Below are 20,358 nucleotides of genomic sequence, written 5' to 3'. Positions count from 1 at the left end.
GGTATCGACGCCGCCCCCATCTACGACCGCACCGGCGCGATCGTCGGCGAACTACGACCCCCTGCCGACACGCGCCTGGTCAACGAGGTCGTGCTGTGGGCCCGCGAGATCGAGGCCCGCGCAGAATATTTCGACGCGTTCTTCGACAGCTGCACCATCCGATGCCTCGCCCTCGCCACCGACCAGGTCTTCATCTCCGCCAGCGGCCACGTCTATCCCTGCTGCTGGATGTACGTCCAAGCCACCCTGCCGCAGCTGTACGGCCCCACCGGCGCAGCCACCGACCCGCAGGTCCGCGACCTCCTTGATTCCTGCGGAGGCCCCGACACCCTCGACGCCACCGGCCACCACCTCGAGGACATCCTGTCCGGCGCGTTCTTCACCGCTATCGAACGCAGTTGGGCCGCTGACTCCGTTGCAGGCGGAAAACTCACCGTGTGCTCTCGAGTGTGCGGCCAGGGGTTCGACGCCTACCGAGCGCAATTCGACCGCCCCGACCTCGTGCCCTGACCCTCGAGGCCGCCGCGCCCGCTATGGGCGACGGCCCAGAATGTAGTAGTGCGCGACACTTTCGCGCAGCTGACCGGACTCGTCGTACACACGCAACCGATCCCGCAGGTCGGCTTCGAATCGACGCGCTATGGCGGGATGCTGACGAAGTCGCCCGGTTCGCGAGGTGGACCACAAGAACCCGAGCAGCTCGTCCACAGTCCAGGTGTGCGGTGTCGGAAACTCGTACTGGGCAACCTCGCCGAAACCGACATCTCGCAACACCTCGTCGTGGGTGACCCGCTGCGCCGCCGCATCCCCCGACCCGCCCGGCGCAGCGGGCGACACCTCTGCCACAGCGGTGGCCCAATGCTCGAGGCACTCAACTACCACCGCTTGCCATGGTTCGGAGCCACTCCATGGGGTGCTGCTCCCCAAAATCGCGATACATCCCCCCGGCTCCAACCACTCCAGAGCACGCCCGGCGACCGCGACGCGATCCACCCAATGGAACGCATTTCCCAAGGTCACCAAGCGAACATCGTCGGCCGCGCTCACCACGACATCCTCGGCCCGACCTACACGCCACTCGATATTGCTCGCGCCGACCGCCGCCGCCTTGTCACGGCCGACTTCGATCATCCCCGGTTCGATATCACTCGCCAGCACCCGTGAGAACTCACCGTGCAGCGGTATCGCGATCTCGCCGGTACCGCACGCCATGTCCACCAGAACGCCACCTTGACCGACGCGGGCCCGGCTCACCAGATCATCGAAAAGCGCCTGCGGGTAGGGCGGACGGAACTGGGCGTAGAACTGCGCTGCGCCTCGGAACAACTCCTCACGGTCATCAGGAAGGACAGGCCAGCACGGCGGCGAACCAGGGATCATTCATCCATCATCGCCGATGCGCCGCAGATCAACGATCACAACAACCAGATCCACCTGGACATCTAGCACGACGCCCCGGGAAGATAGCCAGCACGCACGAGACCAGAACAACGACACCCACGCACCCGAGGGGGACTCCGATGATTGATCTCACCGCGACCGATCGCCGCTTGGGCGATGCCCTGGCCCAGCGCGACGATGCCCTGCTCGCCGAGGTAGCCGACGAGTTCGCCGCCGCTGGTGTGCCCGTCCTGGCGCGCCTCCTGCGCGAGCGGGGGACCAAGGGCGCTTCCGAGCTGCTGACGGTCGCGCCGCTCACCGGTACCCTGAACCCGGCCTCGGATCAGCAGGCGCAATGCGGATGACGTAGTCGCCTGTTCGAATGCATGTCACGCGCGATTCACAATCAGCTGCAAGACACCAGAATGGTGTTATTCTGCCACCATGGCAGACAAGACATTCACCTTGCGTCTTCCCGAAGATCTTCATCGACAGCTGGGTGTGGTGGCCGAGCAGGGCCACATCAGCTTGAACACCGCCGTCATCCACGCGATCAAACTGCTGCTCGCGCAGCGCGAAGGCGTGCAGGGCTCGCCGGTGGCACCGCTGGAGCCGACCCCGCGCGTCAAGGTCACGACGCGTCGTGACCGGACCCGGTTCGATGACGGCGATGACCCTGATGTTCCGATGCCGCAGCATGCGGTGGAGGTCGGGCGCGCGTTGGGACGACTCAACTACGTTCTGCGCCTGGTGACCGCCAAGACGAAGTTGCGGGGAGCGGTCGCCGAGGAGTGTGACGACGCCTTGGCCTTCGTGAGCATGGTGTCCCAGTATTTGACGGAGGATGGTCCTCGCCCCCCGAGTAACAGCGACATCGTCGAGTGGAGAACGCAGGGCAGGCCGTTGTCCTCGCAGCCGATCCCCACTGTGGTTGAGCGTATCCAATAGAGCTGAGCTCTGGGCCCGGCCACCGGCGGGCTTATCGCTCGATGCCGCGGTCCCTGTAGCGACACGCGGCATCGGTGATCGCATTTCCCCGCCGTGTCGGCGCGGGATGGTGCGGGGCTGGGTCGATGACGAGAGGGTTACGCGCGGCGTGCACTTGGCGCGCCAGCACGGCAGTGGCTGCACCGCTGAGCTTGAGCAGTTCCTCGCGGCGGTCCGGCTCCATGCGCGTGTGCCGTAGCTCGTGATCGAGACGCTCGATTTCAGCGCGGATCTCGGCGATATCGACCTCGGGGGTGCCGTGAACTATCCGCTTCGTGCGTTCGATGGCGTCGGCGTATCTGCTTTCGAGACTTTGCATTTCGCGGGAGTACCTCTTTTGGGCCGGAGCTGACAGGTTCAGCGTAGATCTGTGTTGCGAGGTCTGTCTTTTGCTTCGCGATGCATCCGTGAGCGACCGACGGGTTGACCAATTTGCCCGCTATCGGCGCGCGGCGTCGCGGCGGCGGCGCGCGGCGCGGATTTCGTTGTCCACCATGGAGTCTTTGGCCTGGGCGTAGATCAACGTGGTTTCCAGGCGGGAGTGCCCGAGGCGGCGGCGGATGACTTCGGGGTTGACGTCGGCGTCGGTGAGTTCCTGGGCGTGGGTGTGACGCAGCTGGTGGGGGGTGATGGTGACTTGCGCTGCGGCACAGTAGGTGTGGAGTCGTGCGCGGGCGGCACTGGGGGTCAGCGGGCCGCCGGCTCCGTTGATGCTGGCGCGGAACAGAGGGCCGGTGGTGTAGCCCGCGCGATTGAGGTAGAGGCGCAGCAGCGCGACGAATCCGCGGTCGTCGAGCAGAGCGGTGCGGATCTTGCCTCCTTTGCCGTGCAGGCTCACGTGCTCGTCGTCGACGCGCAGATCGAGGTCTTCGACGTGGACGCCGCAGGCTTCGCTGATTCGCGCGCCGGTGACGTAGACCAGTTCGAACAGGACCCGGTCCCGGATGACATCGAGGGGCACCGTCCGGGCCGGGCGGCGGGAGCAGATCGCGTTGAGCAGGCGGGCGACGTCGCGGGTGGCGGCGGGGCGTGGCAGACCTTTGGGCACGGAGACGGGGTTGGTCTTGTCGACGGGGTTGGCGGTGATGAGGTCGTGGCGATACGCCCACCGGCAGAACGCCGATACCGAGGCGCGGCGACGCGCGCGGGTGGAGGCGGCGAGCTCGGCTTGCTCGGACAGGAACGCGCGCACGGGTTCGACATCGAGTTCGCCGATCTCGCCGTCGGTGTGGGCGGCGAAGGCGATGAGGTCTTTGCGGTAGGCGGTGAGGGTGTTGGTGGCCTTGCCCTCGTTGCGCAAGTCGGACAGGAAGGTGTCGATGTGTCGGGCGTAGGGGTGGTGCTGGCCGAGGGCGTCGACGATCGCCTCGTGCATGATTTCGAGCCTCCCAGCGAGATGTTTTGCGATAACTCGGAATCGAGCGATTCCGCCGCCGCCGCGTTCGTCGACGTCGCTTCGGCCGATCCTAGCGAAGTCTTGCGATAACGACCGTTATTCGCAGACTAGTCCCTGTGCCTCTCTCACGGCCCCGAACGCGGCGGGGGAGGGGTGGACCTACCCCCGGACCGGCTACGGGCCATCCACGGGGCGGATTTCTGTGTCAGCGGCCAAGCACTCCTGTAGGTGCGCTGCTGACGACAGCGCCCCGCCATGGCCGGGGGGTGGGCAGTCAAGGTCAACAACCGGATTGGAGTGTGTCGCCCGACGCTGCGGTCAGTCGAATGACATCGGCTCGTGCGGAGTGCGCTCACGAAGGTCGTCGAGCGCGACCTGTTCCTCGTCGGTCAACGGCTCCTCATGCCAGAATGATGTGAGCAACCTACCGAACCCGGTGCGCTCGTCTGTGCCATCAGGTGGTGGGGACCCATTGGCGTTTCCTCTCGAGCGAACCGATCATCTCGCCGGTTGCAGTGTCAGCGCGCGGCTGCCGCCTGTGGAACATGCGGGCCGGACCGCATCGTGGTGATCCGGACTTCCCACCACAGTAGCCGCGCCACAGGACGCGGGTTTCGCGGATTCAGCGCCCGGTGCGCCATCCTGAGTCCCTACGTTGATGCTGGTAAAACCGCTTCCATGGGTAAATCGAGTGACAAAAAACGGGCGCGTCGAAAGAACCGCCTGAGCCAGAGGGTCGCGTCGAACTCAACCGTCGAGACGACGACGCGAGCACTGCGCGATTCGCTACCCGAACGCGGGACCGCAGCCGGGGAATGCGAGCAATTCAGCGGGATAGCCGGCACCGCCTCAACGGAGCGCACTCAGACCGTGCTGGTGATCGGCGACAACCAATACGGCTACGACGGCGAGATATACGACATGCAATGTGTCGCCAAAACAGCCCGAGGCAAGCGATGCGGCAATCTCATTGAGATCTACGGTCAGGTCGCGAAATGGGATGCCCACGGCCGCTACCGAATCGACTGGGAGGCCGATAGCTCGTTCTGGCTCAAGCGCTACGGCACAACCGAGCGCCTGTACGCAACCTATGTACTACAGCGCTGCAAATTGCATTTGGACCGACCCGGCGACGACGCTACCACTCGCGAGGTCTACCTCATCGGCCCGCTGACTCCCACCCCGGCCGATGTCGTCGACACGATCCGACGACGCGTGTTTCCCGGGCTGATGCACATGGCCGGGCATAAGGACAGCATCGATCACACCTCGGAGCTCGTACCCGCCGTTTCCGCTGCCCGCGGCGGTGATCTCGCCGCGTTGCTGGACCTGGTCGCGCGGCATCCATTGCCCAACGATCTCGAATTCGCCCGGCACCGCAAACCGGACCCGAACTACGTCAACTCCGGGTTGTGGTTAAAACTGCTCGGCGCGTGGGAAGAAGGGCTTCTCAGCGCCGAAGATCTCACCCGATGCGTATCCGTCGGGGCGGACAGCGCAGCGTGAAAGGGCCCGCCTGGAACGTCATCCACGCCGGGATGCGGGCCAGCACCTCGGGTACCCGCCGCGGCAGGGTGCCGAGTGGACGGTCCGGCACGCGTGGGTCCGTGTCGATGACGCCAGCTGGGTGGCGGGCGGGCCTCGTGCGCACGGACGCGCTCGGTGACGTGTCGGACGAACGCAGGCGCGGGCGGCGGCGTGGAGACACGATCTAGGGCGCGGTCATGCGTTGCAGGTGGCGGCGCGTTTCCTGGACGTCGGCCAGCGCTCGATGCCCGCCGCCGTTGGGCAGCCAGTCGCGGATGCGGGCATGGTCCGAGCGCGGCACCATGACATCGGCCCATCGTGCGGGGTCGGCCAGCCGGGAGCGGGTTATCCCGGCGGCGCGGCAGTCGGCGGCGACCACAGTCCGGTCGTAGTCAGCGTTGTAGGCCAAGATGGTACGTCCCTTGGTCGCCTTGAGTACCCGCGGATAGATCGTCTTCCAATCCGGCACCCCGGGGGCGGTGACGTCGCCCTCGCCGATGCCGTGGATGGCGATCGCGTCGGGGCTGATCGGACAGCCAGGGTTGACCAGCGAGTCCAGCAGGACCCGGCCAGTGCAGGCGTCGATGATCGCGATCTCACACACCCGGCCGAACAGGTCGGTGGTCTCGGTGTCGAGGATGACCGCGGCGCCGGGGGCGAGCATCTCTCGGGCGAATCGGATGGCCGCGCCGGCGTGGGAATGCAGCTGAATGTCGCGGCGGTAGCGCCGCAGTGCGGGATTGCCCTCGATAGCGGCGGCGACGTCCTGTTTCGTGGGGCCGCCGTCGATACGTTCCCAGTCGATCTCCCACAGATCCGGTCCGGGTACCCACCAGCCCCACATCTCGATGCCGTGGTCAGCACCGAACCACTGGAGAAACGAGCGAATCGCCTTCGCCCGCGTGAGCTTCCGGCCGCCGACCAGCTCCAACAACGGCGATCTGACCCCCTTCGGGGTGGCTCGAACCTGCGCCCAATCGACATCCGGGAGCTCGAGCAGGGCCTCGATATCGCCGGTTCGGTACAGCGGCACGGCCACAGTGCGATACCGGCCGACTTCCTTGTCGTGGTGGCGGACCGGCCGGATCCAGGCGTTCTCGACCGCGATATCGAAATGCCGCCGCTCGACATCGAGAAGCCCGGCTGCGGCGTCGGCAGTCATGACGCGGTCGAGCCGGATCTGTTCGCACAGATCCTCATCGGCGGCCAGGGCGTCGATATCGGCGCGGCGGTAACGGCCGAGCCGTCCCGTAGCGATCCGGCGTTCGTGGGCCACGCGCGTCAGCTCGTCGAACTTCCAACCCAGATGTGCGCAGGCGTCGTCGGCGGTGACCGAGACCGCAGTCCATTCGGTGCGTGCGGTGAGGATCGCGGCGACACTCTCGGCGGGCAGGGCATCGACGTGCGCGGGGGCGTAAAGGTCGTACGTGCGGCCGCCTTTGGTGAAGGTGTCGGCGACCTCCAGGTGCCCGGCTTCGGCCAACGCCTCGATATCGCAGGGCTGCACCGTCATCGCGAGACGGGCGGCGAGCCGGTCGGCACACCGGGCCGCGCCGATGGGATGCTCAGCACCGAAACGTCCGACGATTGCCGGGACCAGATTGCGGATCTGTTCGGCCTGCTCGGGTGTCCAGCCACGGGTGTGCTCAGGTCGGGGCAACAACCCGGCGGCCGACGCGCGCTCGAACTGCCAGCGCTGCAACCCGATCTCTTCAGCCAGAATCTGAGGACCGTAGTAGCTACGGGCACTGGTGGTGGTCACAGCTCTCCTTTGATCCGCATCGGGCACCCGGTCACGGCATCATCGCAGTCAGCACCGACAAACTCGGGCCCCTGTGTGAACGAGCCTGTGACGGAAGAGAAGGCAAGGCCCCGCCTCGATTCCCTAGGCTGGGTCGCATGGCCGCAGCGGATGAGGTGGAGCGTCTACGTGAGCAAATCGCGGCGGGCAAGCTCGCCGGGTTGCGGGCCGACCGCGCCGAGATCCTCACCGAACTCGACGCGGCCACCGGCGACGACGTCGCCTTCCTCGAAGGGCAGCTGGACGACGTTGACGCTCAGATTGCGGTGCTGCTGGAGCGGTGCGGGCGCGCTCTCGGTGAGCGGCAGCGCACACGCGCTCGCTCCGCGCCGCCGGACGCGACTGGGACGCTGTTCTGAATCAAACCAAGCGGTTCGAACAATAGTTCGACTCGAGGTAGGCTCGCGTTCATGCCCGAACTTGATCGCCGCGACTGGGCAGCCCTCAACCTGAGGCAGGTCTGCGCCCAGCTGCTCGATGCCGCTGCCTTCGGCAAGTATCTGACTCCCGAGCAACTGGAACATGCCGCCGGGAAGGTCGGCGAGGGGTTGCGGGTGTTCTTGGAGGAAACCGAGCGCTCGTAGAAGCCCTCCGGTGTCGGTGACTGGGTTTATGGTTGGCCGCATTGGGTTTTCGATCACCGGCAGAGGGGTCTCGACGTGGCACTGGTGTCCATCACGGTCGTCTTGATGGCGATGGTGGGTGTGTTCGGCGGAATCACCTTGCTCGGTGCCGGACACAGGCGTGCCGGTCGCCGGATCCTGCTGCTCCTGCCGCTGTCGTTCCTGATCCACGTGATAATTCGTTCGGCACAAGGCGAGTGGGCAGCGGCCGCCGCCGGGGGCGCGGGGCTCGTCGTCGCTGCGGTCGCGGCCTGGGTAGTGATCCCGAAACTCGCTGTTCCCCACTGACCTGGGTCCCGGTAGTAATCGCCGAAAAGCAACGGATATGGGTGTAGGTCCTGGTCAGCGCCGAAGTATCGCTAGCCACCGAAGGGTGGACGTTGCCGCGTACACGGCATGCGTTACAGGTCTGAGTGCCGCGTAGTCGGGGGAGTCATCGTTTTCCGTACAACTCAGAACAGCTCGGGCTGCATGATCTGCCCGTAAGATGCCGCGCTAGGCAAGTCGCCGCCGCAGCTCCTCGATATCCTCTTGGCTGAACAGCTGCTCGTGCAGCGGAATGCCGTTGTCGCCGAACAGCTCCCGCGATTTGCGTTGTTCCTCTCGATGCCACGCTCTAAGGACAGTTTCGATGTGATCGGTGTCAAAGTCTTCAGCTGTGAAGTGGGCAACCACGTCTCCTCGCCCTAGTAGAGGACCTGGCCGTGTGCTGGCTCCGGGCGCGGCCTCTTCCAGTTGGACGCGTTTCTGGAGGGCGCCGATACGGGACCGTCGGGGCCCGCTATTGGATGGTGGAGGTTGCGGGTGGGGTTCGGCGATGTCGTGAAACCCGGCAGCGTGTAGTGCGCGGCGAAGGTCATCGGCGTAACCGCTTGGGTCAGCAATGAGTTCGGCTCGACGTTGCAGCACGTGCTGGCGACCAGTCTCACTGATTCTCGCCAGCACGACCTTACGAGCTGCCAGCTCACCGCTGCCCCAGGTCAGTTGCCCGAGGTCCTCTAGGTGGACATTGGCTTGTACCGTCTCGATGAATCCGCGGGCGGTGAGGCTGCGTGCTGCACGTCTGTAGGCAGCCCGCCAGCTTCTCAACAGGTCACGATCGGTCGAGGTGCTCGGCTGGGTGTTCAGCGAGAACCAGGACATTAATCCGAGCCTGCGTAATTCGGGCGACCGACGAGGGCTATCACGCAGTGTTGGATGGTGGAATTCGGCGAGAGCCAGCTGCGCGATCAGATAGAACTCAGAACCATCCGAGAGCTCCGCGGCCCCGGTGGGGTAGACGCCGAGAGGGGTGGCCCAAACCTCGCCTTCATCGAACTCGTCGAAGTCGAGTTCCCAGCGAAGCAAATCTCGGAAGGGTGCCGCGTAGAGCGCGCTGAGGAGCCTCCGCTGGGTGATGCCCAACCCCTGTGACATGCACCGATTCTAAGTGTATCCACCCGTGCACCCCTCGATGCTGCAATGAATCCGCCCTCGAAAAGGGTGTGCCTCCCCCGAGTTGCATTCGGGGGAGGCACGAAATAGACAGCGTCCGTCAACGAACAGAGGTCCAGGAATGAGGGTAGACCCCCCATCCACCATTGAGAACGACCCGTTTCCGCCTGCGCCCGACCCGAGGGAGCCGGTGCATCCGCTTGTTGCGTTGTCACTGGCTGTCAGCCTCGCCAGCGCGGCTGGGCTCCTCGCGGGTTGGGATGCCGCAGTGACGGTCCTCGGCTGCGTACTCAGCTTCTTCGGAACGAATCCGCCGGGCCGCCGCCAGTGACATGAAGCCCGGGGTTCCCCACTAAGGTCCCCGGGCTTCCACTCTTCGGGGGTGCGCTCTTCGGGGGCGCCAGCCTCCCGAGCTGCAGCAGTACTCATTTCCGCCCAAAATTCGGCAGATACTACGGCGACCCCTGACCCCATCGACCATCCCGACGCTTTCGGTTTCGGCGCGGTGCCGATCTGCGAACCAGTGCTCCCCATCCCACGCGCGGCGTGTGCCGATTACCGATCGCGCTCGTTGCGGTCGGCGGCCTTGTCGGCGCGGTCGGCGAAACCGCTGGTCGCCGTCGGGCTGGCGGGGTCTCGTTCGGCTGCTTCGCCGATGCGGTCGGCGGCTTCGCGGTCCATCGGGGTGCTACCGCTGCTGCTGTTCTTGCTCATGGTCAGATGCCTTCCTGGTCGGCGGCGACCGGGCACCGAGCCCTGACGGCCGGGGGCGGCCGCCGCGAGCGAATGCGTAGCTGATTGCCTCGGCCACGTGGGCATGGCCTCACGTTCCGATTCCGGCGTCGGCATAGCCTGACGCGGGCCTGGTGCGGTCGCGGCGCGGTGTGCCGTGGCCCGCCATAGACTGGGCCATCCCATAGGGCGGAGTACATGCTGGCGTCCGGCCGCGACCATGCCTTCGCCAGATCCCGGCATATGTTGCGCAACACCGTTATTCTCGCACATCGACGCCCGATCTTCGGGCGTCGATCGACATAAACAGCGCATCACCCGCTACCCAGCGGCACCATCGACGACGGCACCGGGCAAACAGGGGCCGGGGCGGTGTTGTCAAGGCATAAACCTTACGAAGGCACGAATTGTCATGAATTGCCCGATTTGCACAGCCTGCGCGGGGTGCGGCGACGATGGACGCCTGACTTGGTGTGCCAGTCAGTTGCCAGGGCCTGGCCCGGGACATGGCGGGGTCGCTAGTGTTCGCGGTGGCGCGGCCGACCGGCCTCGCGCGTGCTCGGTCGGCTTTCCAGACTCCGCGGAAAGCTGGCCTCCTTACCCCCGCGCATGGCCGGTCGAGCTGCGCCGCCAATCCACCGCCGGTGCCGACGGGGCCCGCAGGGCTCGGCGGGCGCAGGCCGTAGCCCCGTTCTGCGTGTGCGGACCCTGACGGCCTGATTTCGATCCCCTCCGACGAGCGAGGTTCACCGTGGGGCGGGACCCGGGTATCGGCGGGGGTCACGCCCTCCACGTGCCGATGCCGCTCCACCAGAAATCCAGATAGCGCGGGACATCGACTTGTGCGGCCACCCGTCGGCCGACCTTGCGCATCAGGTCGGGGCCGCCTTCGATGTGTAGTTGTTCACCGAGCGCCCGGGCTTCGGTCTCTACGGAGGCGGTGAACTCCGCTGGTACGAACTCGTCACGCTGCTCGGCGTGTTCTGCTCGACGGTGGAAGGCGTCGACAAGGTCGATCAGCCGGTCCGCGATCTGCTCGTGCTGCTCGGACAGTGCATCTGCGGGACGCGGCAGCTCTTCGCCGCGAGGGCTCTCCGCATGGTAGTCGTTGTGTTCGAGAGCATCCTCGAAGGCGTATTCCCATGGGCCCAAACCGATCCCGTAGCGGCAGCGCGTGCAGTGCAGTTGATATACGTCGTCGGGATCGTCGTTGAACCACACGCAACCGATCACGAATGTCGGCCACTCATGGCGACTCTCGACCCGGACGCTGAGAAGTGACGATACGTCGATCAGTTCGGGGTCGCGTTCGCACTCGGCGGTGAGGTTTTGTGGCGCCCAGAGGTCGAGTAACTGCCGACCGGTACAGCTGCCCAGACGTTTCTCCTTGTCGGTGTGCCAGATCTCGAAGACGGCGTCAGGGTGGACATCGGGCCACGGCATCATCAGCCATGCCTGACCGTGCTGGCCCCACGCGGCCAGGTTCAGTCTCCATGTCCCTGTCGCCGCCCCGGGGTAGGAGTGGGTGACGGCGACCTCGTGGCTGAACCAGTCCATGTCGGCATAGAGTGCGTCGCGGGGGATCGAGAGTTGCCGATAGACCACCGTGATGTTTGAAGCGTCGGGGGTCGACGGCAGCATAACCGTAATCGGTTGGTGCTCAGCGGATACGGTGGTGAGGGGGCTTCGGCGCGGATCGGCGTCGTAGGCGGTCTTGTATGGGAGTTCGTGTGCTTCGGCGCGGGAGCGACGGGCCTTTTTCGCTTTGGCGTCGTGACGGACCATGCTCGACTCTCTGTTCCGGCGAGGCACCCCACGCGTCCCCCGCCTGCTGGTCGATGCATGCACGGTGGACGGTCGCGACGGTCCGGGACCCTTGTGCATCTGTCGGTGCCGCGGTCCCGGCGTGGGCGGGAGATGCAGCTCGAGATGCCAGCCAGCGACTTGGCGTGCGGTCATCGTAGCCGCGCAGTCGGTGTTGTCCACGATCGCGCAGTGCGTGCGTGTCGTGTCCTTCACCGGATGGACCAGGCCACGCTGCCCGGCGTACTAGAGTGATCCCGCCCACCGTGGCGATCGGTCCGTCACAACCGCCAGCCTGTCCTGGATCCGAACCAGGCAGTCGGGGAGAGGTCCGTGCGCATGTCGATGCTGCTGATATATCCGGCCTTTGCTGTGCTGGTCGTGGTTGTGGTGATCGTGGTGAAGGTGCGTCACCCCGCCCCGGCTCCTGCACGAGGCCGACGGAAGCGGGTGGGGCGCGCGCTGGCCGGCGGCGCGGTGGGCGCGGCCGTCGGCATGATGGTGGCCGGGCTGTTGTCCATCGCTCCGCGCCGCTCGCCCCGCCGCTGACGGCGGTGGCCCGCGCCGCAGCGGCCGCGCTCCTTCCTCTGGTCGCCGATGCAGCCTACGTTTGATCAGAGGGTCAGTTCGATCGGTACGCGCAGCCAGTTGGCTAATCCGGCGGCGATCATCTCCAGGGCGGCCGCCGCCGTGGGTGCGGCGGCACCGGTGATGACAACGAGTCCGCGGCCCTCGTGCTGGCGCTCGGCGATCTGCTGAGACCAGGAGGGCTCGCACGCGAGGTCTCCTTCGTGGATCAGTTCGTCGCCGGGGGCGATAAGTTGCACGCTGCCGTGGCGGGTGTCGATCACCGCGCGCCATCCGGGCGCGGGCTCTCGGTCGAAGTCGATATCGGTCATGGGCTGCGCGCCACGGGCGCGCAGCGCCGCGTCGAGCGCGTCACCGCAGAGGAGTACGCCGTCCTCGGTGCGCTGGGCGACGCGGTAGCGGGTGAGTAGGAACAGCACCGGTTCCTCGGCGATGGTGCCGGTGAGTACGGTCGCGTCGTCGGTGCCGGCGGGAGCGGGATCACTGGGACCGATATGGTGAGGACTGCGCACGGGGTTGAGCGTATCGGCGAAATCGCCTCGAGCGCTGCGCTTTTGCGGCGCTGACCCGCGTGATGAATGGATCGGGGCTATTCGGGTTCGGGGCAGCGGTATTGCACCTCCGCGGCGAATACCTCGCGCATTTTCTTGCGCGTCACACTGCCTTCGCAGCTGACCAGCCATCTTTTGGGAATGGTCCGGCCCCGGGTGACGTCTACCGTCATTCCGGGCCGGGGGTCGCCGACTTCCAGGAGCACGGTGAGGTCGGTGGCCGGGGCGTTGGCGACCGGGAGCACCGCGATGTGGGGGAGCATGGCGTTGTCGCGGGAGTTGGACACCACCAGCACCAGATCCGGACCGAGTGACGACGGCGCGGCGCGGCCCGCAATCGACGGCGCGAACGCCCACACTTCACCCTGCCGCGGCCGCGCGGCATCCGGGTGCGCGGAGGTCACCGGGCGGCGTCGGCGTCGAGTTCGGCGAACGCGGCCGCATCGACGGTGAACGCGTCCACATAGGCTTCGTCGCTGTCCAGCCCGTTGTCGTGGTACCAGGCGGCCAGCACGGCAGCGCTGCTACCGGCGGCGCTCGTCGACGTGCTCGCAGTCATAGCGTCGATGGTAACTCGAGCAACCACTCAACCGCCCCGTCAGAGGCCAGATTCCGGGGGCGTGTGCCTCAAGACGAGAAGCATGCGCGGTCCCGTCAACATGTCCGTTGACGGGGTGGCTTCAGGGTTCTAATCCCGTCGGGTGGTCTGGGGTGGTGGGGCGGTAGTGCTGGCGTTGCTGGTCGAGTTCGCGCTGTCGTTGTCGGTCGAGTTCGCGCTGGCGTTCCTGTTCGGCGTCGTGTTGGGCGTGGCGGGTGGCGTCGTCGACGGCGGTGGTGCGGAGGCGGTGGGCGTCGCGGGTGAGTTCGTCGTAGCGGTCGGCGCGGTCGGGGTCATGAGCTGGGCGGTCGCCGAGCAGGGTGGTGGGGTCGGTGATGTCGTGTTGTTCGCGCCAGGCGGCGATGTGTCCGGCGGTGGTGATCCAGTCCGCGCGCGAGACCGCGCCGGCCGGGAGCGGCCCGAGATGCGCCGACCACGCCGGTCGCTCATCAGCGACCTGACCACCCAGCCACACCGTGCGCTCGATGATCGCCGTGTACTGCTCACGAGCACGGTCGGCCATCGCGCTGGTGTTCTCAGCTGGTGGCGGCGCGGGCAGCCAGCTCGGTGCCCGCCGATCCGGCTCGCCGGGCAGGACCGCCGCTTCGGTGAGGGTCTGCAGGTAGGCGGCGGCGGCTTGGTCCATGGGGGTGTCGGCGGTGACAGTGAGGTGTTCCAGCTGCTCGCCCCGCTCTATCTGGGTTGCGACTGGCCTCCGAACGCTACCGACAGCTCCCGCCGATTCGGAGCCCGCGGTGGTGATCGGCTCGTGTTGGCGCTCGGCGAGCGCGCGGAGGGCGGTGTCGGCGGCCGCTCGCAGCTGGTCGGCGCGCGCCCGCGCCGCGACAGCGGCTTGTTCGGCGCGGGTGCGTTCGACGGTGAGTTCTGTGTCGGCGGTGTCGGCGGCCGCCGCCTTGTACTGCTCGAGCATCTCGGTCATCTGTGCTCGCAGCGGGGCGTGAGCTTCGGAGTCCGGATCCAGCGCGTCGATGCGTTCCTGCATGTCCCGCACGAACGGATCGGCAGCGGCAGCGGTCCAGGGATCGGATTCCTTGGTGCGGGCCCGTTCGTGGTCGGCGTCGGCGGCGAGAGCCGCGGCGTCGGCGGCCTTCCACGCGAGTTCGGCGCGGTGGGCCTCGATGGCCCACGGAAGCAAGGCGTCGGCGCGGGCGCGGACCAGCCGGACGATCGCATTGCGGTCGTCGATCGGCGCGGGTGTCTGTTCGCGGTCGTAGGCGGTCTCGATTTCGCGCATCCGCCGGCGGGCGAGGTTCACGGCCGCGTCCACGGTCTCCGCAGCGTCGGGCGCGGGCAGCGAGTCGGTCTCCCGGGATTCGCGCCCGAGCACGCGGGTCATTGCTTCGTGCTGCTCGGTCTGGGTCGGCACCGTGCAGCGGTCGAGTTCCGCGACGGCGGCGTCAGCGTCAATACCGCTCTCGTCAACGAGTGCGTCGACAGCATGTGCTCGCGCTGTGCGCAGCTGTGCATTCAGGCGCAGTACGGCCGCGCGGGCAGCGACCAGATCGGTCCCGGCGAGTTGGGTGGCGAGATCGCGCACGTATTGCACGTCCAACCCATCGACTACGCGGTGTTGGGCAGCCGCGGCGTCCAGGGCTCGCTCGGCTGCGCCGATGTCGGCGCGGACCTGTTCGGCGAATTCGCGTGCTCGCTCCATGGTGCGGCGGGCGGTGGCGATTTCCTGAGCGGCGAGTGCGTCGGTGCGCGCGTCGGTGCCATCGGTGGCGTCCAGGTATCGAGCGAGCAGATCGTTCAGTCGCGCCAGGACGGCCGGGTCCTCGGTGGCTTCCATCCGATCGGCGAGTCCGTGCAGGAACTCTTCGTCGGCGGCGTCGGGTGTGGCGTGGAGTAGCTGGTGGTAGGCGTCCTCGGCGAGCACCAGCTCGCGCTCGGCGTCGACGAGAATGTCTTGGGCGTCGCGCAGCTCGCGCAGTAGTGGTGCCAGTTCGTCGGCACGGGCGCGGACCCGGCGGACGATATCCTCGATCGCGCTGTCGTAGATGTTCGTCCCAGCGAACAGCGTGGCCGTCAGCAGGTCGGTCTGGGCCTGAGCTGCGGCGAGTTCGGCGCGCAATCGGACCACGCGCTCGATGCTGTCCAGGTCGGGATAGGCGAGTTCGGTGTTGGCCGCGGCAAGTGAAATCCACTCGTCGATGTCGATCGCGTCGTGGTCTCCCGGCCGCCGCTGTGCGGCGCGAGCCCGCCAGTCCGGGGTGTCGTCCGGCAGATCGAGCAGAAGTCGGCGCAGCTCGTCGGCGTAGTCGGCGACGGCCGTGTCCATGCCCGGGTATTCGGGTGGGATCGGGCGCAGCCCTGGTGGTGAGCCGAGTTGTTCGAGGGCACGGAATCGCTCGGTGCGCGGCTGCCATGCCAGGACGTCCGCGCCGCGATTCAGTGCCACGACAGCCTGGGTCAGTGCCTCCGTGTCGGTGTCGGCGGCACCGAGGGATTCGACCGGCAGCACCGTGACGGGGTTGTCGACGGTGACGATGTGATCGGCGATCCACTCATCGGCCCGGTACTGCAGGATGGCGGAGGCGTCGCGCACCGTGAGCAGGCTTTCGCCCCGGTCGCGACCTCCACGGGTACAGATGTCTGCCACTAACGCGGCCGCGTCCAGGCGGTGCTCGTCGGCTAGTCCGATGGTGTCCAGGAGGCTGGTGTACCGGCGGCCCGACTCCACGATCCGCAGAAGATCGTCGGTCAGGTAGTGGTCGAGCAAGTAGGTGGCGCGGGCACGCTCGAGGTCGCGGACATAGGTCTCGTAGTCTCGACGCAACCGTGCCCGGCGGTCCACCGGATCGGTGGTATGGGTGTACTCGTCGAGTGCGGCCGCGCGCTCGCTACTGGTGCGCGGTGCGGCGGCCGGGGCGCGCGTGTCGGCGTGGCTTCCGACCAGCCGGGCGCGGATCTCCTCGGCCAGATCGGCCAACGCGCCGTTCATTCCGGGGTGACGCGAGGGGACTGGTGGGATGCCGTCGTATTCGGCGTCACGCACCGCATAGAACCGCCCGCGGCGCTGCGTGGTGCCCAGATGGGTAGCGCGGTTCGTCTCCGCGACGGCGCCGATGATGGCGGCGGTGTCGGTGAACTCGTTCAGGCCGAGGGTGTCGACGCGGGTGGAGGCGGGGGTTCCGTCGCTGTGCAGTTGTTCGGCGATCCAGGTGTCGGCACGGGCGCGCAGTACGGCGGTGGTGTCGCGGGCTGAGAGCAGGCTCTGTCCCTCATCGCGCCACCCGGCGGTGCTGATGTGGTTGATCATCGCGACGGTGTTCAGGCCGTGCTGATCGGCTACCGCGATGGTGGCGAGCAGGGCTGGGAACCCTTCGCTGTTGCTGATCTCGTGGTAGATCGCGACGGGGAGCGCACGCTCGAGTAGATCGCGGCCTCGGGTGTCGGCGAGCGTGGCGGTGATCTCGTGATAGATCTGTCGGAGCCGGGTGGGGTCGCTGATGCGAGCCTGCTCGGCACGCATCACTTCGGTCGCGGTGAGGTTGTCGTCTTCGCGGGCCAGCACGCGTAGCCAGATATCGCGTTCGGTGATGGGTTCGTCGGGGTCGTCGGGCTGAATCTCGATTCCTGGGTCGGGGGCGGTGTCGGTGGCGATGTAGACCCCGTTCCACGACTTGCCGCGGGTCAGTCCCACGTAGGCCAGTGCACGCCCGAGTGCCTTGTTCATTAACAGGTACGCGCGGTCCACGGTCATGCCTTGCGACCGGTGGACTGTCGTCGCGTAGCCGAGTTCGGTGTGCGTCCGGACGTAGTCGACAGGCAGGTGTACGACTCCCCGGTGGGAGCTGCCGACCACGGTGAGCGAACCATCCTCGTGAATCTTCGTGATCCGCCACAGGTTGCCGTTGTCGACACTGGAACCGGCCCGCTTCCCGCGTGTGACCCGGAGCCGATTGTTGTTCTTGCGGGTGACGACCATGTCGCCGATGTAGCCGTGGTGCCCATCGGACAGGGCGGTGCGTGGACCTGCGGTCCGCACCTCGCCCGAGGCAGCGAACATGGCCTGTGCCGCACCGTTGAGCGCCGTGACGTCGCTGACGGTTGCGGCCATCATGAGACTCACGGTTCCGGCGGCGCGGTCTCGCACGTATTCGGCGAGGATCTTCTCCCGCAACTCGTCGCTCATGCCCGATGTGATGCGTCCCTGGTCCTTGTACCAGTCGAACGCGATCCGGGCGTCGCCGTTGCGGACTTGCAGACTGGCGGGCGCTTCTCCTTCGGTGCGGAAGCGCACGACGGTCACGAGCTCGGGTGCCTTGGTTTCCTGTGCGAGCAGCCGCATCATGCCGCCGGATTCGACGGCGCTGAGCTGATATGGGTCACCGACGTAGCGCACGACTGCGCCGGCGGTGTCAGCGATGCGTTGCAGTTCATAGAGGTTGGGTGTGCTGGCCATCGCGGCCTCGTCGACGAGGATCATCGCTCCCCGCACCAAGCCCGACGGGTTGCCCATGCGCACCCGCATCAGCAGGCTGTCGATGGTGCGTGCGTCGACGCCGACGTCTTGGCTGAGAACGTCGGCGGCCGCGGCGGATGGGGCCAACGCTACCACCTGGCGGCCATCGTTGAGCCATGCCCGTACCGCCGCCTTCATTGCGGTGGTCTTGCCCGCACCAGCTGCACCGACAGCGACATCGAGCCGCATTCCCGAGGTGCACAGATGGGTGACGATCTCGCGCTGTCCGGAGTTCAGCCGGAAGTCCGCGCCGCGGGCACTCGCCTCATCGGCTTCGACCTGCGCGATGGCGCGGTCGACGGCGGTACGGCTCAGGAAGTCTGCGGTGGGGGTCTGAGCGGCCTCGCGCAGCACATTCTCCGCTGCGAGCACTTGCTCACTGGAGTAGCGGATCGTAGTGACTGCGACGGTGTCGAACTGGCTCTCGCCGTTTCGACGGCACACCTCTTCCGGATACTCGTCCGGGTCGATCGTGAGTTGGATGCTGTGCTGGTCGCGCACGTTTGCGACCGTGTCCTCTACGGCAGCTCTCAGGGCTGCGACATCGGGGAAATCACAGCGTGCCAGCCGGTCCCAGGTCGCCGACCGAATATGTGCTTCAGTCCAGGTGGCACGCCGTCGTGCGACCTTCTCTGTGACCTCTCGTGCGATCCGCACTGGGTCGTACACCCGAGCATCAGCGGCTGCGCAAGCCGCATCAACGGCCGCAAGAGCGTTGGTCGGTGCCCTCGGATTGAGCAGCGAACGTACTTCGGCGAATGCTGCGTGGAATTCGATCGCATCGCTGAGTTGGTACCGACGCAACGCATCCGCGATCGCGGAGTCGACGGCAGAGGGGTTTGTGCTGAGGATGCCCTCGCGGCCGCCAAGTTCGACCCCGACTCTGATGGCGGCGTGCTCGGCGTCGTAGGGCCGGACGGCATGGGGATCGGTGTGCCAGCGCAAGACTTCAGCGACGAACTCTTGCCCGGTCCGGTGCTGATCATCGAACTCTATGAAGCGCTGATCCCATTCCTCCACCATCTCCCGCAGCGACTTGGGAACCGGTTTGGCATCACGCGTTGCCAAGGTGGCTTGCTCGGCCAGCTTGATCTGAACCCGCTTGGATGGGTTGCGCCCATGTGTGGCTCGGTACTGGGCAATCAGCTGTTCGGTGACCCGGACGATGTCGGGTCGACGGGAGAACAGGTCTCGCAGCTCGCGAGCGACGTCCTTGATCTCGAGAACGGGTTCCTTACCGCGGTGCTCGACATCTTCGAACGCGAACCCGATGCGGTGTTTGAGGTTGGCGGCGTTCAGGGCGTTGTACATGCAGCTGAGGCTGGTGCCGCCGGCGAACAGGGCGCGTGCGTCCAGGGCGCTCCATTTCTCGTCCGAGCCCATCACCCTGGCGCTGATAACGCAATGGGTGTGAGGGTTCGGGTCACCGGTGCGGTTGTCGTAGTGTTCGAACATCGCCACGGTGAGACCTTCGGCGTCGATCTGCCGTATGCCACCGGTTCCGCGGCGCGTCAGCGCGAAGTGTTCCTCTGCCCATTCGAGCGTGGCCAGCACCGCGTCTCGATGGCATTCGTAGATGGCGCGGCGGAGTTTGTCGTCGGCAAGGCCCCATATCACGCTGACGCTTTTCGGGGGAGTGAACACGCAGTCGAACCCGGCGACTGCCCGCTTGTGCAGCTTCTTTTGTGCGCCCAGCGTGGCGTTGATCTCTTGCCTGGTGGGTTTGCGTCCGAGCTTGGCGCACAGGTGCTCGTGCGCGGCGTCGGTACGGAGCATCATGCGCACGTCGTGATTGGGTCGACGCCGATGCTTCGCGATCCACTCGTTGAGCTTTCGGTCGTAGATCTCGCTGATCTCGGTCTTCTTCGGCGAGAATTCCGACAGCATTCGGCCGATCTTTGCTCGGTCGACGGCCTCTTTGACCGTCGCCCCGTTCTCCAGCGCTTCGGCGATGATGGCGTTGGCCTCGGGATGCAGTCCTTCACCGAACAGTGCTTGCATCTGTTCTTCGCGAACCGCGCCAGAGATCCCGAGGAGATCGGCGCCCTTGCCCCACCACTGCCCTGGCGGTGTGCCGTGCTCGGTGTAGTAGTCGGTCAGGTCGCGTGACCGGTCGCGGTCACGGTCCTGCGAAGCTACTTGACGCGTCAAGTATTCGTATCCGTCACCAGCGTGTAGCGGGTGCGGACCGGACATCATGATCATCACGGTAGCGCGGATTCCGCCGCCGAGAAAAGAGGTCAACCCTGGGATCTCACAGAAGTGCAGAAGGTGTGTCGCTCTTTTCGGGTCGACGGGTCGCGAGACGCGAGCGAAGCGAGCGGACCGGATTCGGGGGTAATCCGGTCCGGTTCCGGCGGTCGCCGGGACGGCGGTGCTGTTCTGAACTGGGGTTACTGGGTTACGGTGTGATCAATTCTCGGTGATCGGACGTCACCGGCGCGCACGCCGC

19 protein-coding genes and 1 pseudogene are annotated in these 20,358 nt (G+C 66.5%); 9 read left to right on the top strand and 11 right to left on the bottom strand.

The features are described 5' to 3' along the window. Positions 1 to 510 (top strand): annotated as a pseudogene (locus ON31_RS32725) (radical SAM protein); the annotation flags it as partial. A gap of 21 nt (positions 511 to 531) precedes the next feature. Here ON31_RS32725 and ON31_RS32720 read toward each other — a convergent pair. Next, the gene (locus ON31_RS32720; RefSeq protein ID WP_157533838.1) at positions 532 to 1,218 is read right to left on the bottom strand and encodes a class I SAM-dependent methyltransferase; all 687 of its coding nucleotides are present in this window, start codon (positions 1,216 to 1,218) and stop codon (positions 532 to 534) included. A gap of 12 nt (positions 1,219 to 1,230) precedes the next feature. Here ON31_RS32720 and ON31_RS37180 point away from each other — a divergent pair, with 12 nt between their 5' ends. The 3 genes from ON31_RS37180 to ON31_RS32705 all read left to right on the top strand — a co-directional run bounded on the left by ON31_RS37180 (position 1,231) and on the right by ON31_RS32705 (position 2,328). After that, positions 1,231 to 1,446, top strand: a complete 216-nt coding sequence (locus tag ON31_RS37180; protein ID WP_157533837.1) for a hypothetical protein — start codon at positions 1,231 to 1,233, stop codon at positions 1,444 to 1,446. 74 nt (positions 1,447 to 1,520) lie between these two features. Next, a complete protein-coding gene (locus ON31_RS32710) occupies positions 1,521 to 1,745 on the top strand; it encodes a hypothetical protein (protein ID WP_039819079.1) in 225 nt (74 codons plus the stop codon). Further along, positions 1,723 to 2,328: a toxin-antitoxin system HicB family antitoxin gene (locus ON31_RS32705; protein WP_306306439.1), complete on the top strand. Its 606-nt coding sequence runs from the start codon at positions 1,723 to 1,725 to the stop codon at positions 2,326 to 2,328. The genes ON31_RS32710 and ON31_RS32705 overlap by 23 nt, the downstream gene beginning before the upstream one ends. A 31-nt stretch (positions 2,329 to 2,359) precedes the next feature. Here ON31_RS32705 and ON31_RS32700 read toward each other — a convergent pair whose 3' ends face one another. Both ON31_RS32700 and ON31_RS32695 read right to left on the bottom strand, forming a co-directional pair. Beyond that, positions 2,360 to 2,686 (bottom strand): hypothetical protein, encoded by a 327-nt coding sequence (locus tag ON31_RS32700; protein ID WP_039819077.1) that lies wholly within the window; start codon positions 2,684 to 2,686, stop codon positions 2,360 to 2,362. Positions 2,687 to 2,806: 120 nt separating this feature from the next. Next, on the bottom strand, positions 2,807 to 3,742 hold the full coding sequence (locus ON31_RS32695; RefSeq protein ID WP_039819075.1) for a tyrosine-type recombinase/integrase: 936 nt from the start codon (positions 3,740 to 3,742) through the stop codon (positions 2,807 to 2,809). A 699-nt stretch (positions 3,743 to 4,441) separates the two neighbouring features. On the opposite strand from ON31_RS32695, the gene ON31_RS32690 reads away from it, so the two are divergent. Then, positions 4,442 to 5,269: a hypothetical protein gene (locus ON31_RS32690; RefSeq protein WP_147287247.1), complete on the top strand. Its 828-nt coding sequence runs from the start codon at positions 4,442 to 4,444 to the stop codon at positions 5,267 to 5,269. A gap of 205 nt (positions 5,270 to 5,474) precedes the next feature. On the opposite strand, the gene ON31_RS36100 is transcribed toward ON31_RS32690, so the two are convergent. Beyond that, positions 5,475 to 7,052, bottom strand: a complete 1,578-nt coding sequence (locus tag ON31_RS36100; RefSeq protein WP_051038216.1) for a 3'-5' exonuclease — start codon at positions 7,050 to 7,052, stop codon at positions 5,475 to 5,477. 137 nt (positions 7,053 to 7,189) lie between these two features. Here ON31_RS36100 and ON31_RS32680 point away from each other — a divergent pair, with 137 nt between their 5' ends. The 3 genes from ON31_RS32680 (at position 7,190) to ON31_RS32675 (ending at position 8,002) form a co-directional block, all read left to right on the top strand. Beyond that, positions 7,190 to 7,450, top strand: a complete 261-nt coding sequence (locus tag ON31_RS32680) for a hypothetical protein (RefSeq protein ID WP_039819073.1) — start codon at positions 7,190 to 7,192, stop codon at positions 7,448 to 7,450. A 51-nt stretch (positions 7,451 to 7,501) separates the two neighbouring features. Next, entirely contained in the window at positions 7,502 to 7,675 is a 174-nt protein-coding gene (locus ON31_RS37175; RefSeq protein WP_157533836.1) for a DUF6374 family protein, read from the top strand. A gap of 75 nt (positions 7,676 to 7,750) precedes the next feature. Next, the gene (locus ON31_RS32675) at positions 7,751 to 8,002 is read left to right on the top strand and encodes a hypothetical protein (protein WP_039819071.1); all 252 of its coding nucleotides are present in this window, start codon (positions 7,751 to 7,753) and stop codon (positions 8,000 to 8,002) included. Positions 8,003 to 8,209: 207 nt separating this feature from the next. Here ON31_RS32675 and ON31_RS37170 read toward each other — a convergent pair whose 3' ends face one another. From ON31_RS37170 to ON31_RS32665, 3 genes are all read right to left on the bottom strand, one after another. Next, on the bottom strand, positions 8,210 to 9,130 hold the full coding sequence (locus ON31_RS37170; RefSeq protein WP_147287248.1) for a hypothetical protein: 921 nt from the start codon (positions 9,128 to 9,130) through the stop codon (positions 8,210 to 8,212). Between the two features lie 573 nt (positions 9,131 to 9,703). Continuing rightward, the gene (locus ON31_RS37165) at positions 9,704 to 9,862 is read right to left on the bottom strand and encodes a hypothetical protein (protein WP_157533835.1); all 159 of its coding nucleotides are present in this window, start codon (positions 9,860 to 9,862) and stop codon (positions 9,704 to 9,706) included. 798 nt (positions 9,863 to 10,660) lie between these two features. Next, positions 10,661 to 11,665: a hypothetical protein gene (locus ON31_RS32665; RefSeq protein ID WP_147287250.1), complete on the bottom strand. Its 1,005-nt coding sequence runs from the start codon at positions 11,663 to 11,665 to the stop codon at positions 10,661 to 10,663. Positions 11,666 to 12,022: 357 nt separating this feature from the next. Between ON31_RS32665 and ON31_RS32660 the strand changes: the two genes are divergently transcribed. Then, complete coding sequence (locus ON31_RS32660) at positions 12,023 to 12,232, top strand: hypothetical protein (protein WP_039819068.1); 210 nt, start codon at positions 12,023 to 12,025, stop codon at positions 12,230 to 12,232. A gap of 65 nt (positions 12,233 to 12,297) precedes the next feature. On the opposite strand, the gene ON31_RS32655 is transcribed toward ON31_RS32660, so the two are convergent. The 4 genes from ON31_RS32655 to mobF form a co-directional block, all read right to left on the bottom strand. Further along, positions 12,298 to 12,783 carry a hypothetical protein gene (locus ON31_RS32655; RefSeq protein WP_039819067.1) on the bottom strand — a complete coding sequence of 162 codons (486 nt, stop codon included), beginning with the start codon at positions 12,781 to 12,783 and terminating at the stop codon, positions 12,298 to 12,300. A gap of 77 nt (positions 12,784 to 12,860) precedes the next feature. Further along, a complete protein-coding gene (locus ON31_RS32650; protein ID WP_039819065.1) occupies positions 12,861 to 13,226 on the bottom strand; it encodes a putative type II toxin-antitoxin system PemK/MazF family toxin in 366 nt (121 codons plus the stop codon). Beyond that, complete coding sequence (locus ON31_RS37160) at positions 13,223 to 13,381, bottom strand: hypothetical protein (RefSeq protein WP_157533834.1); 159 nt, start codon at positions 13,379 to 13,381, stop codon at positions 13,223 to 13,225. The genes ON31_RS32650 and ON31_RS37160 overlap by 4 nt, the downstream gene beginning before the upstream one ends. 121 nt (positions 13,382 to 13,502) lie before the next feature. Then, the gene (mobF, locus tag ON31_RS32645) at positions 13,503 to 20,150 is read right to left on the bottom strand and encodes a MobF family relaxase (RefSeq protein ID WP_147287252.1); all 6,648 of its coding nucleotides are present in this window, start codon (positions 20,148 to 20,150) and stop codon (positions 13,503 to 13,505) included. Between the last annotated feature and the right edge of the window lie 208 nt (positions 20,151 to 20,358).

Source organism: Nocardia otitidiscaviarum NBRC 14405, from assembly GCF_000308635.1.
GTDB lineage: Bacteria > Actinomycetota > Actinomycetes > Mycobacteriales > Mycobacteriaceae > Nocardia > Nocardia otitidiscaviarum.
The sequence above is the reverse complement of the archived record's forward strand: the minus strand, read 5'-3'. Positions and strand labels throughout refer to the sequence as shown.

Excerpts from the sequence above, each read along its gene's own strand:
- ON31_RS32710 (WP_039819079.1), top strand. The coding sequence starts at position 1,521 with ATGATTGATCTCACCGCGACCGATCGCCGCTTGGGCGATGCCCTGGCC.
- ON31_RS32700 (WP_039819077.1), bottom strand. The coding sequence starts at position 2,686 with ATGCAAAGTCTCGAAAGCAGATACGCCGACGCCATCGAACGCACGAAG.
- ON31_RS32695 (WP_039819075.1), bottom strand. The coding sequence starts at position 3,742 with ATGCACGAGGCGATCGTCGACGCCCTCGGCCAGCACCACCCCTACGCC.
- ON31_RS32690 (WP_147287247.1), top strand. The coding sequence starts at position 4,442 with ATGGGTAAATCGAGTGACAAAAAACGGGCGCGTCGAAAGAACCGCCTG.
- ON31_RS32680 (WP_039819073.1), top strand. The coding sequence starts at position 7,190 with ATGGCCGCAGCGGATGAGGTGGAGCGTCTACGTGAGCAAATCGCGGCG.
- ON31_RS37175 (WP_157533836.1), top strand. The coding sequence starts at position 7,502 with ATGCCCGAACTTGATCGCCGCGACTGGGCAGCCCTCAACCTGAGGCAG.
- ON31_RS37170 (WP_147287248.1), bottom strand. The coding sequence starts at position 9,130 with ATGTCACAGGGGTTGGGCATCACCCAGCGGAGGCTCCTCAGCGCGCTC.
- ON31_RS37165 (WP_157533835.1), bottom strand. The coding sequence starts at position 9,862 with ATGAGCAAGAACAGCAGCAGCGGTAGCACCCCGATGGACCGCGAAGCC.
- ON31_RS32665 (WP_147287250.1), bottom strand. The coding sequence starts at position 11,665 with ATGGTCCGTCACGACGCCAAAGCGAAAAAGGCCCGTCGCTCCCGCGCC.
- ON31_RS32660 (WP_039819068.1), top strand. The coding sequence starts at position 12,023 with ATGTCGATGCTGCTGATATATCCGGCCTTTGCTGTGCTGGTCGTGGTT.
- ON31_RS37160 (WP_157533834.1), bottom strand. The coding sequence starts at position 13,381 with ATGACTGCGAGCACGTCGACGAGCGCCGCCGGTAGCAGCGCTGCCGTG.